The following is an 18,440-nucleotide window of genomic DNA, read 5'->3' as shown; positions in this document are numbered from 1 at the left end:
CGTGGTAACTTCTCGTCACAGCCGTGGAGAGAATTCGTCACGGCCGTGGTAAACTAACCATATCGGTAGTCTGATGCAAGAAGAGCGGTAACTTAATACAATAATAAAGGGGAGATAAGGTATTCTTCCCTGCTTCATAATATCCATTCTCCCTATACACCAGTACCAAGGCAGCCGTTTATAACATGATTATAAAGACTATTCTATCCTCTCATTTCAAATTCTTTTTGTATACTTGCAGCATAAATAGATAAGTACTCTTACAAATAAATAAATTATGAAGAAATTACTATGTCTCGCCCTGTTAATATCTGCCGGAAGTATCTACACCGGCAATATCTCGGCAAGCAACAAACCTACCGGTAACAAATCCGGCAACAACTCAAAAGACATATACAAAAAGACCTGGATCGACTTCAATAAGAACGGTGTAAAGGACGTATACGAAGATCCCTCCGCTCCTATCGAGGCCCGTATCGCAGATTTGCTTTCGCAAATGACGCTGGAAGAGAAAACCTGTCAGATGGCTACTCTCTACGGTTCGGGACGGGTATTGAAAGATACATGGCCTACTGCCGCATGGTCAGAAGAAATCTGGAAGGACGGTATCGGAAACATTGATGAGCAGGCGAACGGACTGGGTAAATTCGGTTCTGAAATCTCCTATCCGTATGCCAACAGTGTAAAGAACCGACACACCATTCAACGCTGGTTTGTAGAACAGACACGACTGGGCATTCCGGTGGACTTCACCAATGAAGGAATACGCGGATTATGTCACGACCGGGCTACCATGTTTCCCGCTCAATGCGGGCAAGGTGCCACGTGGAACAAGAAACTGATCCGGGAAATTGCGAAAGTCACTGCAAATGAGGCAAAAGCATTGGGATATACCAATATTTATTCTCCTATTCTGGATATTGCACAAGATCCTCGCTGGGGACGTGTGGTAGAAAGTTACGGAGAAGATCCGTATCTGGCGGGCGAATTGGGAAAACAGATGATCCTCGGTCTGCAAAGCGAAGGTATTGTTGCTACTCCCAAGCATTTCGCCGTGTATAGCATCCCGGTCGGTGGACGCGACGGAGGTACGCGTACTGATCCGCACGTGGCCCCGCGTGAGATGAAGACTCTTTATTTGGAACCTTTCCGCAAAGGTATTCAGGAAGCGGGTGCTCTAGGAGTGATGAGTTCGTATAATGATTATGACGGGGAGCCAGTTTCCGGAAGTTATCATTTCCTCACGGAGATTCTGCGTCAGCAATGGGGATTCAAAGGATATGTAGTATCGGATAGTGAGGCGGTAGAGTTTCTGCACACCAAACATCGTATCACCCCGACTGAAGAAGAGATGGCGGCACAAGTGGTCAATGCAGGATTGAATATCCGTACCAACTTTACTCCGCCACAAGATTTCATCCTCCCGTTGCGTCGTGCTATCGACGAAGGTAAAGTCTCTTTGCATACGCTCGATCAACGCGTCAGTGAGATTCTGCGTGTCAAGTTTATGATGGGGCTTTTTGATAATCCGTATCCCGGTGATGAGCGTCGTCCGGAGACAGTCGTACACAATGACGCTCATAAAGCAGTATCTATGGAAGCCGCTTTGGAGTCCGTCGTTCTTTTGAAGAATGAGAATCAGATGCTTCCGTTATCCAAGAACTTCAAAAAAATAGCTGTGATTGGTCCGAATGCGGAAGAAGTGAAGGAGCTGACTTGCAGATATGGTCCTGCCAATGCGTCTATTAAGACTGTATATCAGGGAATCAAAGAATATCTGCCTAACTCGGAAGTTCGCTATGCTAAAGGCTGTGATATTATTGATAAATATTTCCCGGAGAGCGAACTGTACAATGTTCCATTAGATACACAAGAGCAGGCGATGATTCAGGAAGCGGTAGAATTAGCAAAGGCTTCGGATGTCGCTATCCTTGTACTGGGTGGAAATGAGAAAACGGTTCGGGAAGAGTTTTCACGTACCAATCTTGACCTCTGCGGACGGCAGCAACAATTATTGGAAGCAGTTTATGCAACAGGTAAACCTGTCGTTCTAGTGATGGTGGACGGAAGGGCAGCAACCATCAACTGGGCAAACAAATACATTCCTGCCATTATTCATGCCTGGTTCCCCGGAGAATTTATGGGGGATGCCATCGCTAAAGTACTTTTCGGAGACTATAATCCGGGAGGACGTCTGGCTGTCACTTTCCCGAAATCTGTGGGACAGATTCCTTTTGCATTCCCATTCAAGCCGGGTTCTGACTCTAAAGGGAAAGTTCGTGTAGACGGTGTACTTTATCCTTTCGGATATGGTTTAAGCTATACGACCTTCGGATATTCAGACTTGAAAATATCTAAACCGGTGATCGGTCCGCAGGAAAATATCACTCTTTCATGTACTGTGAAGAATACAGGAAAGAAAGCAGGGGATGAAGTAGTCCAGCTTTATATCCGGGATGATTTCAGCAGCGTTACCACCTACGATAAAGTATTGCGTGGTTTTGAACGTATTCATTTGCAACCGGGTGAAGAACAAACCGTCAGCTTTACCCTTACTCCTCAAGACTTGGGATTATGGGACAAGAATAATCAGTTTACGGTAGAGCCGGGAAGTTTCTCGGTTATGGTGGGAGCTTCTTCACAGGATATACGGTTGAAAGGGAGTTTTGAAGTGCAATAAATAAATCCAAGACAGTCACTAAAAGCAATGTGAGGCAGCCTCTTACTATTTAGGCCACCTCACATTCTTTTTATTTCTCTTTCGTCAACTAGGATAGAGTTATAAGTTATGCTTAATAAAACTGACATATCTGTTTTGTATATCAACTATAACTATAAAAAGATGAAACTTATCAATAGCCCTATTTATACAGAGCGTATTCGGCGGTTCACTGTAAAAAGGGAAGGATGTCAGCTAAAGACATTGCGCAGTTCACCAATCTCACTATTCGTGGGGTAGAAACAGCCCGTTACCGAATAAGAAAGAAACTTGCCATTCCCGGAAATATTAATCTTGTTGATTTTCTAATTGACTTTACATAGGAACATTTACTGAATATTCCTTCTAATTTCACACCCCTATTCTGTTGGGATTTTCTAAAGAAACTTTATCTTTGTAATGTCAACAATTAAAAGAATATGGTTCGTTTTAATCTTGTTATCACCTTACTACTAATGATAAATATGGCTGTCAAAGCCGAACTGACCAACCGGATGTTCGATGTCAGGCATGTAGGCTATGCAGAAGGCCTTAGTAGTCAACGTGTTTTTTCGATTGTCGAGGATGGAGACGGTGCGATGTGGATTGCTACAAAAACCGGAATAGACAGATACAACGGTCATACGGTAAAGAACTATGATTTACCGGGCAGTTTCTATTATGGCGATCTTGCCGGACGCAGGCTTTACTTATTGTACGATGCACAACAAGGACTGTTTGCCTACGACCACACCGGACGAATCTACCGATATTCCACCATCCTGGATCATTTTGAACAAGTCCTCCACCTGGGACAATTGATTCAGGAAGAAGTCATCTTGAACAAACTCTGTTTGGATAGTGACGGAACCTGGTGGATGGGGGCGGATAAAGGACTATACAAGCAAGAAGCGGACCATCGTATAGTTGCCGTGCTGAAAGGACAATATGTCAACGACATCGCATTTGCCGGCGAGTCGCTTTTTGTGGGTACTTCTAACGGAGTCTGGCAACTGTCACACGCCCTGCCGGATAAGAAACGCCAGCTGCTGGAAGGGTGGAATGTACAAACATTGTTCTGCGACAAACCGAAAAAAGAACTCTGGATAGGCACATTTGGCAGCGGTTTGTCTGTGATGAACCTCGACACTTCCAAAGTGCTTGCGCTGGAGGGACAAGGGAGCACGTTCCTTCATCCGATACGAGCAATTACAGACTATGATGTACATACCATACTCATAGGCGTGGACGGTGGCGGTGTGTATGCGATAGACAAGGACACCAAGAAAGCCCGTTTACTGATGAACACCAAAGATGACACAGATACTTACCTGCGCGGAAACGGCGTATATGCCGTAACCAGAGACGACCAGGGCAACATCTGGATAGGTAGTTATACGGGAGGTGTATCCGTGGCTATCCTGCTGAAACATCCCATTTCGATATTAATACACGAAAAGGGAAATACCCATTCTCTCATCAGCAACAACGTAAATGATATCGAAGAAAACCCGGATGGCAACCAATGGTTCGCTACCGATGATGGAATCAGCATCCGAAACACCCTGTCAGGCACTTGGAAACACGTGCTGAAAGAAATCGTAACCATTTCTCTTTGCACATCCGGAAATGGGAACGTATGGGTAGGAACATACGGAGACGGAGTGTATCTACTGGATAACAACGGACGCGTGTTACGCCATCTCACCAAGCAACAAGGGCAATTGACCACCAATTATATTTTCTCCGTCAGACAAGACATGGAGGGAGACTTATGGATAGGAGGTCTGGACGGATGCCTGATCATGTTTGAAAAAGAAAAAGGCAGCAAACGGTCTTTCGACGTGAATTGGGTACAGTCCATTGAACCTATCGACCGAAACCGGGTAGCGGTGGCTACCGTCAACGGTTTCTTCCTGGTGGACAAACATACAGGGAATATACAGCACTATGCCAATTCCCAGGAATTTCACAATCAGAATGTCAGTGCTTATATCATCTCTATGCTATTCAATGACGACGAAACCGTGTGGCTGGGAACCGAAGGGGGAGGATTGAATCTATATGACATGAAAAACCGGACGGTAAAGACTTTCACTGTTCAAGAGGGATTGCCGTCCAATGATATATATAGTTTGCAGCAAGACGACAAGAAACGCTTGTGGGTCAGCACCGGAAAAGGAATTGCCTTGATAGACAGCCTGCGCGTGTCGAACCTCAACTATGCAGGCAATATAGACAAGGAATATAACAAATCCTCATTTGCCCGGTTGATGAACGGCGAGTTTGTGTATGGCAGCACGGATGGCGCTGTCTTTATCATGCCACTCGACATCTCAACCGTAGACTACTGGACGCTCCTGCGTTTCACGGGGCTGACGGTTGATTATCAAAACGTCCAGGAAGAAGAATCGTTGAGACCCGCCATCCATGATATGCTTGCCGACCGTGCGGTACGGCTCGGCTATAAATACAACTCGTTTACCGTTTCTTTTGAATCTATCAACTATCGTTTCCAGCGCGATATTGTCTATCAGCATATTTTAGAGGGGTATGACAATGACTGGAGCAAACCGTCTGCCGAGGGAAAGGCATCCTACACCAAGGTATCGCCGGGCACTTATCTTTTTAAAGTGCGCAGCCTGCGGCGCAGCGACGGAAAGACTATCTCCGAAAGCACCTTAGAAGTGAAAGTGAGCCAACCATGGTGGAACTCGTGGTGGGCTTGGGCTATTTACCTATTTATAATAGGCTTCGTTTTCTATTTCATCCTGCGCTATAAGAGCAACCAGCTCCAAAAGAAATACGACGAAGACAAAATACGTTTCTTCATCGACACGGCACACGACATTCGCACGCCGGTGACGCTTATCATGGCACCTCTGGAGGATTTGAACCGGGAACAGGATCTCTCGGACAAAGCCCGTTATTACCTGAATCTGGCCCATGAAAGTACCCAGAAACTTCATTCGCTCATCACACAGTTGCTCGAATTTGAAAAGGTAGACGCCCACAAGCCATCCTCTTCATCGGTTCCGCTTTGTCTGAATGAAGTTTTGCTGAAAGAAGTCTCCGTCTTCCGGTCTTTTTGCGAGAAGAAGCAGTTGACACTGAATCTGACCCAACCCAACGAATCCGTTTTCGTTTCGGCAGACAAACACCTGATAGAGATGTTACTCGACAATCTTCTTTCCAATGCCTGCAAATACACCATGCCCCAGGGAGAAATCAGTCTGGATTTGAAAGCCACGAAACGCAAAGCCATCCTTTCGTTGAAAGATAACGGAATAGGCATACCGAAGAAAGCGAAGAAGCACATCTTCTCCGATATTTACAGAGCCGAAAATGCCCGGCAGTCACAGGAAGAAGGAACCGGATTCGGACTGTTGCAGGTGCAGCGCATTGTAAAGATGCTGCATGGAAAAATCACTTTCTGTTCCGAGGAGGGCAAGGGAACTACTTTCATCGTAACATTGCCGCGAACCACCACCGTAGCCGAACCCGTGTCGCACGAATCATCCTTCGAACACCTTGCCGGCACATCGGATAATAACAGCCACGAAACGGATAAAATAAAAGATCCGGACGACCGGAATACATTGCTCATTGTAGAAGACCACGAAACTCTCCGTCACTACCTCCGCCAGACCTTTGAACACCTCTATCGGGTGATTGATGTTGCCGACGGACACGAAGCTATCGCCTGTCTCGCCAATGAATATCCGGATATCATCCTCTCCGACGTTATGATGCCCGGCATACGGGGTGACGAGCTTTGCAGAATGGTCAAGGAAAATCCTGACACATCGGGTATTCCCGTCGTTCTGCTGACGGCAAAGGCTAACCACGAAGCAATAGTGGAAGGATTGAAGAAAGGCGCGGATGATTATATCCCCAAACCATTCAGTACAGAGATTCTGAAATTGAAAGTACAAGGATTGATTGACAATCGAAACAGGCAGCGGCAGTTTTTCATGCGGCAAGCCATCGCTCAAGTAGAGGCGGGCGGCAAACGTGACGACAATGAAAGCAATGAAAACAATGAAAGTATCGACAACAAAAATGTAACGACAGCAAGCGAAACAATGGCCGAGGGCGACCGCCGGTTTATCATGCAAGCTACCCGGTTTGTTCTTGAACATTTGGATGAACCCGATTTCAACATCAATCTCTTGTGCCATGAAATGGCAATGAGCCGGACACTATTCTACAGTCGCCTTAAATCACTGACGGGAAAAGGGCCGCAAGAGTTTATCCGTATCATACGGCTACAAAAAGCTGCCGAACTGCTGAAAGAAGGTAAAAGCGTAACCGATGTCGCCGCCGAAACCGGATTTGTCAACACGAAGTATTTCAGTTCATTGTTCAAGAAACAATTCGGGATGCAGCCAAGTAAATATAGTGGGAAGTAGACAACCATTCATGTTCGGTTTTGAATTAGAATTAGCTCGTTTCCGGTACAGTAATGAACTGTTTCAGCCTATTCTGACAAGGGTATATTCTCACTGCAATGAGAAAAAGTTCTCATTATAATGAGTATTTCTTCTCATACCTATGAGTATTTTTTCTCATAGTGATAAGTACACTTGAGAATGTTTACGAAAGTTTTTTTGAATTATAATTGTATGAGTTTACCTCATTTCCGTACCGTTCTTAATTAAATGGGAATTTTGCAGTTAAATGAGAAATTATCGGTTAAATGGGAATTTTGCAGTTAGGCTGAAAGCCTTACAATTATATATTTATTGGGGTGCCCTGAAAGGGCTTAATTATATAGCGTAGGGCAACGCCCTACGAAAAAAACACACCAGCCACAAGCCCTGAAAGGGCGGAACCGTATACAATTATGCCCTTTCTGGGCGCAAATTCAGATTGTCGCTTTTACGTAGGGCGTTGCCCTACGCTATATAATTAAGCCCTTTCAGAGCACTCCGCAAAATTATCATTTACCTCATTCTTGTATAGCAACAATCTTCGAAAAAGAATGGGTAAGATAACGTCCGTTCGATAAAAATCAGCAGATTTGTCAGCAATCAAACCTAATATGTCAGCAATCTGACCATCGTTTTAGCCGGATATTAGCATCTTTGCACCAAGCTTTACAAGTATAAAGCACATATTACGTTTAACCTTTAAAATGCTAAAACGATGAAAAAAGTAGCACTATTCCTATTTTTATCCGTTTGCTTCGCGCAACAATCCTGTTCGTCGGATTCTGTTGGAACGGAACCGGAGGAAAATCCACAAGACATTCTTTTTAAAGACGATTTCAACTTTTTCGACGAAAAAGTATGGACGAAAGAAACTCATGAACCCGGCTGGACCAATCAAGAGCTACAGGCATACGATGCCGCTCATGTGTCGGTTGGAAAAGACGGGGATAAATCGGTTCTGATTCTTACCGCCGAACGCAAAGGGAATAAAATCTACTCCGGCAGGATCAATTCAAAAGGGAAAAAGAGTTTCAAGTATCGCAAGATAGAAGCAAGTATCAAGCTTCCCAAGACTAACGGCGGACTGTGGCCTGCGTTTTGGATGATGGGAGATAACGACAAAGAATGGCCGGCATGCGGGGAGATCGACATTATGGAAATGGGAGAACAGAGCGGAATGGCTGCGGGCGATTCGGAAAAACAAGTGAACACCGCCATTCACTATGGCCCTAGCGCAGCGGCTCACGAACAGCAATACTACAAAGCCAATGTTGCCAACAGCCTGCAAGACGGCAATTATCACACCTACTCTCTGGATTGGGATGAAAACAACCTGACAATATCCATCGACAACGTCAAGTTTCATACGTTCGACATTAGCTCGAACACATACTTCCACGATAACTTCTACATTCTGTTCAACCTCGCCGTGGGAGGTGCGTTTACAGGGATTACCGACATTAATAAACTGACGGGCCTGAAAGACGGTCAGAAAGTGAAGATGTACATCGACTGGGTGAAAATATTATAGGAATCTTAAATATATATGCTATGAATATGGAAAAATGTAAGTATCTACTGTTTTGCGGAACACTCGCCCTTTGGATGGCGGGAGGTTTCCAGCAAGTGTATGCAGCAACGGAACCAAGTTCCCAGGCTATTCAACAACAAAGCAACAAGGTAACCGGAAAAGTGAGCGATGCCACAGGTCCTATCATTGGGGCTTCCGTAGTGGAGAAAGGAACTGCCAACGGAACGATTACCGATCTGGATGGAAATTTCAGTTTGAATGTAAAAGCGGGAGCTACGCTCGTTGTCAGCTACGTGGGTTATAAATCCGAAGAAGTAAAAGCGGGAAGAGGTCCTTTGAACATCACCTTGAAAGAGGATGCCAAAGCATTGGATGAAGTGGTAGTTACCGCCCTTGGCATCAAGAGAGAGCGCAAAGCGTTGGGCTACGGCATTGATGAAGTAAAAGGTGAAGCCTTGACCAAAGCGAAAGAGACGAATCTTATCAACTCCATGGCAGGACGTGTGCCGGGCTTGGTAGTCAGCCAGACCGCCGGTGGTCCTTCCGGTTCTACGCGCGTTATTCTGCGAGGCAGTACCGAAATGACCGGCAATAACCAGCCTCTTTATGTAGTGGACGGTGTACCTTTGGACAACACCAATTTCGGCAGTGCCGGCACAAACGGAGGCTTCGACTTGGGCGACGGTATTTCGAGCATCAATGCCGATGACGTAGAAAACATGTCGGTATTGAAAGGCCCTGCGGCGTCTGCACTTTATGGTAGCCGTGCCAGCCACGGTGTTATCTTGATTACAACCAAGCGAGCCAACAAGGATAAAATCAGCGTGGAATATAACGGAACACTGACTTTCGATACCCAACTTGCCAAATGGGACGAAGTGCAACAGATATACGGTATGGGAAGCAACGGTACTTATAGCTATGATGCCATATCCAACACAAACAAAAGTTGGGGCCCCAAAGCGGACGGTTCAAACATGTTGAAGTATTTCGACGGCGTGGAACGCCCTTTCCTCATTGTCCCCGACAATACGTCCAACTTCTTCCGCACGGGTATCACCGCCACCAACTCCGCCATCATAGGTGTGAACAGCGGAAAAACCGGAATTCGCTTTACCTATACGGATATGCGCAATAAAGACATTGTTCCCCAGACACACATGAGCCGTGACATTTTCAACCTGCGCGCCAATACGTCTGCAGGAAAGGTAGACCTGGATTTCAGCGTCAACTATACACGGGAAGACGTGAAGAACCGTCCGGCACTGGGTGACAGCAAGTCCAATATCGGTAAAAACCTGATGACCCTTGCCACCACCTACGACCAGGAATGGTTGCAAACCTATCAGACTGCCGACGGCGAATATTCCAACTGGAACGGTATGGATCCCTACAACGTGAATCCGTATTGGGATATCTATAAGAACTTCAATAAATCCAAGAAAGACTTGTTCCGCATGAACGGCAAGGCTGTATGGAACATCGACCCACATCTGAAACTTCAAGCAACATTGGGCGCCGAACTCAACTGGTTCACGTTCGATGATTACAAAGCGCCTACCACTCCCGGATTCGAAGCCGGAAGACTTCAAAACAGCGCTTTCCGCAACCGCATGTACAACTTTGAAGTGTTGGCTCTCTACAACAACCATTGGGGTGATTTCGATTTCAACGCTACGTTAGGCGGCAATGTATATAAGGTGAACAACCAGACCACCGTTACCACCGCTCAAGACATGAAGATACGCGATGTCCCTTCATTGACGAGCTTCAACGAGATCAGTGTAGTGCCCGGCAGTTACCGCAAGCAGATTAATTCGGTTTACGGAGCAGTGAACGTGGGATGGAAACACATGCTTTACCTCGATGCTACGTTGCGTGGCGACCAATCGTCTACCCTTCCCACTGGCAACAACATGTATATGTATCCTTCTTTCTCCGGCAGCTTTGTATTCTCCGAGCTGACAAAACTGGGCGACCTCCTGCCTTACGGAAAGGTGCGTATGTCATGGGCGCAAGTAGGTAGCGATACCGATCCTTATCAATTGGGACTCGTCTATACGAAATCCAAATATGCTTATCCCGGATATACCATCGGATATATCGATAACGGAACCATCCCCAACAAAAACTTGAAACCAACCAAAACAAACTCCGTGGAAATGGGATTGGAATTGAAATTCCTGAAGAACCGTATCGGGCTGGATTTCACCTACTATTCTCAAATCAGTAAAAACCAGATTATGGGAATGGCAAGTTCCTGGACAACCGGTTACAACTATCGCTTGATTAATGCCGGCAAGATAGAAAACAAAGGTATTGAGATTGCCCTTAGCACACGACCGATTCAAACACGCGATTTTTCCTGGGACATTAATCTGAACTTCTCCAAAAACAGCAACAAAGTAAAAGAACTGGATGGCGAATCGGATATGTTTGAACTGGAAAAAGCATCTTGGCTCGACGTTCAGGTAGCCGCTAAGGTAGGCGAGAACTTTGGTTCTATTGTAGGCCCGGACTTCCAACGGAACGAAAAGGGAGATATTCTGATTGACCCGCAAACCGGTCTGCCGCAATATGACAAGAGCAACCACGTATTGGGTAATGCCTCTTGGGACTGGACAGGTGGATTGCTCACCAACTTTACCTACAAGAATCTTTCGCTGGTAGCGGTATTCGATGTGAAAGTAGGTGCCGACCTCTATTCTATGTCTGCCCGTGCTGCTTACGAATCGGGTAAAAGTCCGGAGACACTGGCAGGACGCGACGCCTGGTATCGCTCGGAAGAAGAAAGATTGGCAGCCGGCATTGCGAAAGGAGCCGATAACTGGAAGCCGACAGGCGGATTCGTTGCTCCGGGTGTCATCGACAACGGTGATGGAACATATCGTCCCAACGACATCTACATCAATCCGGAAGACTACTGGATGAGCGTTTGCCGTAATGCACCTTCTATGTTTATTTACGACAACTCATACGTGAAATGCCGTGAACTGACGTTGAGTTACAATGTACCCAAATCCTGGCTGAAGAATGTAGTAAGCGGACTGACCGTTTCGTTCGTTGCCCGCAATCCGTTCATCGTATGGAAGAATATCCCGAATATCGACCCGGATTCCAACTACAACAATACCACCGGTATGGGACTTGAATACGGTTCGTTGCCTTCACGCAGAAGCTATGGTTTTAATGTAAATGTGAAATTCTAAAAAGATATATCATGAGACAATCTAAATACATCACAATCATCACGATGGCATGTGCCCTGTTTTTCGCTTCTTGCAGCGATGAATACATGGAAAACATGAATACCGACCCTTCCAAGGCCGCTACCATCGACCCGAATGCGCAGCTCACCACTGCCCAACTGCAAACGTACGGAGACCTTAGTATGATGGAAATCTACCGTAACTACCATTATGCATTCACCCAACAACTGATGGGATGTTGGAACACCACCAACTACGGCGGACGCCATACGCTAGATAATAATGAAATGAGCCGTATCTGGACATCGTTCTACACTCAATCCCTGAAGAATATCATTGATGCTCAATATCGCACAGCCGAAGATGCAGAGAAAGTGAACATCAACTCTGTGCTCCGCATTTATCGGGTTTATCTTATGTCTATCATCACCGACACTTACGGAGACGCTCCTTTCAGTGAAGCCGGCCTGGGATTCCTCGAAGGAAAGTTCAATCCGAAGTATGACAAACAGGAAGATATTTACAACGCTTTCTTTCTGGAGCTGGAAGATGCCGTCAATAAAATCGATCCGACCAAAGATAAAGTGACAGGTGACCTCATCTATGCCGGTGATGTAACTAAATGGCAACAACTGGCAAACTCGCTTCGCCTACGTTTTGCCATGCGAATCTCCAATGTCAATCCTACAAAGGCACAAACGGAATTTGAAAATGCTTTAGCTGCCAATGGGGGTGTGATAACGGACGCCTCAAGCGATGCGCTCATCAAATACATGACAATCGCATTTAGTTTCGGACAAGAAGCTTACTCTGATTATCGCGGAAATTCATTGTCACAGTTATTGTTCGGCAACGACCCCGCTAATAATCCAAGTTACCTCTGCTCCACTTTCTTTAATCAGCTACGCCAATCCGGTGACCCTCGTACATTCAAAATTTCCCGTTGTTATTATGACGGGCTGATGAGTGCCACCAGTCCCGACAATCGTGTCGACATCACCCAGGAGATGATTGAAAAAGGGATTGATTTCAGTCCGCGCAACCCGGGTGCCTACTCGTGGGAGCCATGGCCTACAGGATACGACAGCGATATTTGTAAGGAATTAGCCGTTAACAACCCTTCTGTTACAGCAACCATGGCTCGTGAAGTGGAACCCAAACTTGCCAATAATTTCCTAAAAAGCGACAATCCGGGCGTAGTGATGACCTCTGCAGAAGTGAAGTTCCTGATGGCAGAAGCTACTGTGAAAAAATGGAATGTCGGCAGTGTGTCGGCAGAAGATCTTTACAAGCAAGGAGTGCGTGCAGCTATGGATTTCCTGACAGACAACTACGGTTGCACGGCTACTACTGATGCAGAGTTTGATGCATTCATTCAAGGTAGAGGGACGTTCGGACATACGGACAATCAGAAACTTGAAGCTATCAATACACAGGCCTGGATTCTTCACTTCACCAATCCTGCCGAATGTTGGGCAAACGTGCGTCGTTCCGGTTATCCGAAGTTGAAATCACCGGCAGAATATGGGTTCGGACAATATCTCACCGGTGGAACGGAAATTCCGGTACGTCTCTGCTATCCTGTATTGGAATCTTCCTATAATAAGAAAAGCTACAATGAAGCCATCGAGCGCATGGGAGGAACAGATAATTGGCACAGCCTTCTGTGGTGGGATACTGAAAACTAACTATTAAACAATCATCCATTATGAAAAAGATATATATTGCACTATTTGCCCTACTCGCTGTAGGCTCCACATTTACTGCATGCACCGAGGAAGAGCCGTTCGCTACGGTGACGGAAAATGATGATCCGCATATCCTTGCCCCGGTATTCCCTGACAGGACGAACGGCCAATTGGCTACATTCGCCAACATCAGCCGGGATGCGAACTTATCCATCGCGCTGACCGTGACTCCGAAAGATTACACCACAGTAACCTGGTTCATTGATGGACAGGAAGTAGAATCGGGTACCGACTCCGACAAAGAAATCAACCGTAGTCTGAAAGCCGGTACGTATAATTTGAAAATAGAAGTGGAAACTGTGAAAGGGAAGAAGACTTCCCGTGAAGGATTAGTGGTGGTCAACCCATTGGCTGATGACCCTCAATCTAAAGAAGTAGCCTTTGAGAGAATTGTATCTCCCGGTAAGACTGCCCGTTTATATGGCAGTAATCTACAAAACGTAACAGCTATCCTCTTGGGAGGAAACACGATCACCGATCCTACTTATGTTGAATCGGAAGACGAGAACTATCTGGAATACATCGTTCCGACAGGCGTAAGCGAAGGCGATTACCGTATCGTTCTGCAAGATGCCGCCGGCAATGAATATGGAGCCGACATGGTGAAAGTGACCAATGCTTCCCTTGTCATTTCGGGGGCTAACCGGGCTACTGCCAACGTGGACTGGACCATTTCCGGTATCAATCTTGAAAATATCGCTTCTCTAACTATCGGCGGACAGACGGTGTCTCAATTCAGCAATCAATCTTCTACGGAAGTTACGCTGACTTGTCCGGAGTTGTCTGATGGAAGCTATACGATGACAGGCAAAACTCGTAGCGGAGAGGCTGTGCAGTTCTTAAACGACAATGTTACAACTACCGAACAGACTGTGACCGTATCTACCGAAATAACGCTTTGGTCAGGACACCATTACGTTTCGTGGGATAAGCCGGACGGTGATCCCAACAAGAGTTTCGGTCTGATTCCAAAAGATGTGTTTGCCGGTATCACAGCCGGATCAACACTGAAAGTAGTCTACTCCATAGAACCAACTGCCGAATATCATCAGATGCAACTTGCCACAGGTTGGTGGACTGGCCTGGCAGATAAGATAGAATTTACGGAAAACGGTGAATACACACTGGTACTGACACAAGAGATACTGAATAAGATTCAAACTGAAGACGGATTCTTATGTACGGGTCATGGCTATTATGTAGACCTGGTAACCGTGAAATAATGTTCCTAAGTAAGTTTAAAAATCATTCATACCATAAGTATCTGTCATTCTTCAGGTTAAATCCCTCTGAATGACAGATTACATAAACGATGCTACTTAAAAACAAATCATAATGAAACTAAGAAATATTATATTAATGACCGCATCTATCGCAATGACTGCTTGTTCCAAACAGGCAGTTCCCACTGCCATTCCTGAAGACGCAAAAATAGAACAACAAGTGGAAGAGCTTCTATCAAAGATGGACCTCGATGCCAAGATTGGGCAGATGACCGAGCTTGCCATTGATGTATTAGGAGAGACGATAAATGGTGAATTTCAATTGGACGAGGCAAAACTCCACAAAGCGATTGCTGAATACAAGGTAGGTTCGTTTCTAAATGCTCCCGGCCCGGTAGCACAAAGCCCTGAAAAGTGGAACGAGATTATCGGTCGAATACAAGAACTGTCGATGGCGGAGATTGGTATTCCATGTATCTACGGTCTGGATCAGAATCATGGTACTACCTATACATTGGGCGGCACGCTCTTTCCTCAAAATATCAATATGGGGGCTGCCTTCAATCCGGATTTGACCTACGAAGCGGCACGTGTAACGGCTTATGAAACAAGGGCTAGCAATTGTCCCTGGACATACTCCCCCACCGTCGATATGGCACGTGATCCCCGTTGGCCACGTGTATGGGAAAATTATGGAGAAGACTGTTTAGTCAATGCCATTATGGGCAGCACTGCTGTTCGAGGCTTCCAAGGAGATGATCCTAACCATATTCCCGCCGACCGAATCGCCACCTCCGTGAAACATTACATGGGATACAGCATGCCACGTACCGGTAAAGACCGCACACCGGCTTATATATCGGTTTCCGAACTGCGTGAGAAATGTTTTGCACCGTTCAAGGCTTGTGTGGAAGCTGGTGCACTGACTATAATGGTCAACAGTGGTTCCATCAACGGAAAGCCTGTGCACGCCGACCGCGAACTCCTTACACAATGGCTGAAAGAAGACTTAGGATGGGACGGAATGTTAATCACCGACTGGGCGGACATCAACAATCTTTATACCCGCGAACATGTGGCGGCAAACAAAAAAGAAGCCATCGAAATGGCAATCAATGCAGGTATAGACATGGCTATGGAACCGTATGATCTCAATTATTGTACACTACTAAAAGAGTTAGTGCAAGAGAAGAAAATACCCATGAGCCGTATTGACGATGCCGTCCGCCGGGTGCTTAGACTTAAATTCCGTTTGGGTCTGTTCGATCATCCGAACACTTTATTGAAAGATTATCCTCTCTTCGGCAGCAAGGAGCATGCACTTATCGCACTTCATGCAGCTGAAGAATCGGAAGTATTGCTAAAAAATAAAGATAATATTCTTCCGCTTCCTCAAGGGAAAAAGCTACTGGTAACCGGTCCGAACGCCAACTCTATGCGTTGCTTGAACGGTGGTTGGAGCTATTCATGGCAAGGACATCTGACCGATAGATTTGCTGACAAATATAACACCATTTACGAAGCAATCTGCAACAAATTCGGAGCCGATCATGTCCGTCTGGAACAGGGCGTAACCTACAAACCCGAAGGTGCTTACATGGAAGAAAATGAACCGGAAATTGAGAAAGCTGTGGCCGCTGCCCGCAACGTGGATATTATTATCGCCTGCATCGGTGAGAATTCATATTGCGAAACACCCGGTAATCTTTCCGAACTTGCCATCTCTGCCAACCAAAGCAAACTGGTAAAGGCACTTGCCACGACAGGTAAACCGATCATCCTGATACTCAATGAGGGTCGTCCCCGCATTATCAACGACCTAGAGCCATTGGCTGATGCTGTTATTGACATTCTATTACCCGGAAACTATGGTGGCGATGCATTAGCGAACATTCTGGCAGGAGACGTGAACCCCAGTGCCAAGATGCCTTACACATATCCGCGACACGAAGCAGCACTGACTACCTACGACTATCGGGTGAGTGAAGAGATGGACAAAATGGAAGGAGCTTACGACTACAATGCGGTAGTCTCCGTTCAATGGCCTTTCGGATACGGATTGAGCTACACCACTTTCGAATACAGCAACTTCCAAACGGACAAATCTTCGTTTACCACAGGAGATGATTTGCACTTTTCCATAGATGTAACTAATACCGGTAAATATGCCGGAAAAGAAGTTGTCATGCTATTCAGCAGTGATCTTGTGGCTTCGCTTACTCCCGAAAACCGCCGGTTACGAGCCTTCAAAAAGGTGGAACTGCAACCGGGCGAAACCCAAACTGTCACTCTATCCATCAAAAGCAGCGACTTGGCTTTTGTCAATTCCGATGGGCAATGGGTACTGGAACAAGGGGATTTCCGTATGCAATGCGGAAATCAAGTATTGACTATTACTTATAAGTAGGCATTTATAAGTAGGTATTTATAAGTAAATGCACATTATTAATGTATACACTCCCGACAATAACTCTATGAGACACTGCGTTACTTTGTGGTGAACTCAAATTATCATCTAACCAGTTGAACAGCCTCAAACGGCTGTTCAACCAAATTTAAACAACCGCTCCTCTTGATCCAAACGACCGTATGTCTACAATCGTTTGAGTCCAAAGGAGCGGTTGTTTTTATCTGAAGGAAAGCGGCATTATTACAAAGGGTATTCCTCAAAAGCATACAAAATGGTAGATAAATAACGTTCACCTGTATCAGGTAATAATGCAACAATCATTTTCCCGGCATTTTCCGGTCGCTTCGCCAGTTCCGTAGCAGCATATACGGCTGCTCCTGAAGATATGCCTACCAACAAACCTTCCTGTTTAGCCAATTCACGACTCGTACGAATGGCATCGTCATTCTGCACCTGAATAATTTCATCTACGACAGAAGCCTTGTACGTTTTAGGAACAAACCCTGCACCGATTCCCTGAATCTTATGCGGACCTGGTTTTCCTCCCGAGAGTACCGGAGAATCAGAAGGTTCTACTGCCACGATCTTTATACTCGGATCACGCATCTTCAGCGCTTCACCTACACCGCTAACTGTCCCGCCAGTACCTACTCCGGCCACAAAGACATCGACTTTCCCCTCGGTATCTCTCCATATTTCCAGACCGGTAGTCCGTAAATGCATGGCAGGGTTAGCAGGATTCTCAAATTGTTGTAAAATGACAGCTCCCGGAGTGACCGCCTTCAGTTCTTCAGCTTTGGCAATGGCTCCTTTCATACCATCCGCACCAGGAGTCAATACTAATTCCGCCCCTAAAGCTTTCAGAAGATTACGCCGTTCGATACTCATGGTATCGGGCATCGTCAGAATCAGTTTATAGCCTTTAGCAGCTGAAACAAAAGCCAACCCCACGCCTGTATTCCCGCTGGTCGGTTCAATGATAGTTGCTCCGGGATGCAAAATTCCTTTCGTTTCTGCATCCTCAATCATAGCCAATGCTATGCGGTCCTTCACGCTTCCTGCCGGATTGAAAGACTCAATCTTTACAATCAGACGAGCTTTCAGGTCGTTACTTGTATTATAGTTACTAAGTTCCAATAACGGAGTGTTACCTACCAAATCCGTCAATTTTCTTGCTATCTTTTCCAT

The 18,440-nt window shown here is 45.9% G+C and carries 8 protein-coding genes and 1 pseudogene; 8 read left to right on the top strand and 1 reads right to left on the bottom strand.

Features of this window, described 5'->3' with window-relative positions; translation table 11 throughout:
- Positions 1-277: 277 nt before the first annotated feature.
- The 8 genes and pseudogenes from KQP79_RS16110 (at position 278) to KQP79_RS16075 (ending at position 17,249) form a co-directional block, all read left to right on the top strand.
- Positions 278-2,680 (top strand): glycoside hydrolase family 3 N-terminal domain-containing protein, encoded by a 2,403-nt coding sequence (locus KQP79_RS16110; RefSeq protein WP_074704303.1) that lies wholly within the window; start codon positions 278-280, stop codon positions 2,678-2,680.
- Between the two features lie 227 nt (positions 2,681-2,907).
- Positions 2,908-3,042, top strand: a pseudogene (locus tag KQP79_RS16105) (helix-turn-helix transcriptional regulator); the annotation flags it as partial.
- A 96-nt stretch (positions 3,043-3,138) separates the two neighbouring features.
- Positions 3,139-7,110, top strand: coding sequence for a hybrid sensor histidine kinase/response regulator transcription factor (locus KQP79_RS16100; protein WP_138343619.1), 3,972 nt, complete (start codon positions 3,139-3,141; stop codon positions 7,108-7,110).
- Positions 7,111-7,846: 736 nt separating this feature from the next.
- Complete coding sequence (locus tag KQP79_RS16095; protein ID WP_044135378.1) at positions 7,847-8,662, top strand: family 16 glycosylhydrolase; 816 nt, start codon at positions 7,847-7,849, stop codon at positions 8,660-8,662.
- Positions 8,663-8,682: 20 nt separating this feature from the next.
- On the top strand, positions 8,683-11,871 hold the full coding sequence (locus KQP79_RS16090) for a SusC/RagA family TonB-linked outer membrane protein (RefSeq protein ID WP_138343617.1): 3,189 nt from the start codon (positions 8,683-8,685) through the stop codon (positions 11,869-11,871).
- Positions 11,872-11,882: 11 nt separating this feature from the next.
- A complete protein-coding gene (locus KQP79_RS16085) occupies positions 11,883-13,559 on the top strand; it encodes a SusD/RagB family nutrient-binding outer membrane lipoprotein (protein ID WP_004317453.1) in 1,677 nt (558 codons plus the stop codon).
- A gap of 20 nt (positions 13,560-13,579) precedes the next feature.
- Positions 13,580-14,842, top strand: coding sequence for a hypothetical protein (locus KQP79_RS16080; RefSeq protein WP_138343615.1), 1,263 nt, complete (start codon positions 13,580-13,582; stop codon positions 14,840-14,842).
- 112 nt (positions 14,843-14,954) lie between these two features.
- Complete coding sequence (locus KQP79_RS16075; protein ID WP_138343613.1) at positions 14,955-17,249, top strand: glycoside hydrolase family 3 N-terminal domain-containing protein; 2,295 nt, start codon at positions 14,955-14,957, stop codon at positions 17,247-17,249.
- Positions 17,250-17,492: 243 nt separating this feature from the next.
- Here KQP79_RS16075 and cysK read toward each other — a convergent pair whose 3' ends face one another.
- Positions 17,493-18,440, bottom strand: coding sequence for a cysteine synthase A (gene cysK, locus KQP79_RS16070; protein ID WP_138343612.1), 948 nt, complete (start codon positions 18,438-18,440; stop codon positions 17,493-17,495).

Origin of the sequence: Bacteroides sp. DH3716P (assembly GCF_025914115.1) — a bacterium.
Classification (GTDB): Bacteria; Bacteroidota; Bacteroidia; order Bacteroidales; family Bacteroidaceae; genus Bacteroides; species Bacteroides ovatus.
The sequence above is the reverse complement of the archived record's forward strand: the minus strand, read 5'-3'. Positions and strand labels throughout refer to the sequence as shown.

Excerpts from the sequence above, each read along its gene's own strand:
- KQP79_RS16090 (WP_138343617.1), top strand. The coding sequence starts at position 8,683 with ATGAATATGGAAAAATGTAAGTATCTACTGTTTTGCGGAACACTCGCC.
- cysK (WP_138343612.1), bottom strand. The coding sequence starts at position 18,440 with ATGGAAAAGATAGCAAGAAAATTGACGGATTTGGTAGGTAACACTCCG.
- KQP79_RS16075 (WP_138343613.1), top strand. The coding sequence starts at position 14,955 with ATGAAACTAAGAAATATTATATTAATGACCGCATCTATCGCAATGACT.
- KQP79_RS16100 (WP_138343619.1), top strand. The coding sequence starts at position 3,139 with ATGGTTCGTTTTAATCTTGTTATCACCTTACTACTAATGATAAATATG.
- KQP79_RS16085 (WP_004317453.1), top strand. The coding sequence starts at position 11,883 with ATGAGACAATCTAAATACATCACAATCATCACGATGGCATGTGCCCTG.
- KQP79_RS16095 (WP_044135378.1), top strand. The coding sequence starts at position 7,847 with ATGAAAAAAGTAGCACTATTCCTATTTTTATCCGTTTGCTTCGCGCAA.
- KQP79_RS16080 (WP_138343615.1), top strand. The coding sequence starts at position 13,580 with ATGAAAAAGATATATATTGCACTATTTGCCCTACTCGCTGTAGGCTCC.
- KQP79_RS16110 (WP_074704303.1), top strand. The coding sequence starts at position 278 with ATGAAGAAATTACTATGTCTCGCCCTGTTAATATCTGCCGGAAGTATC.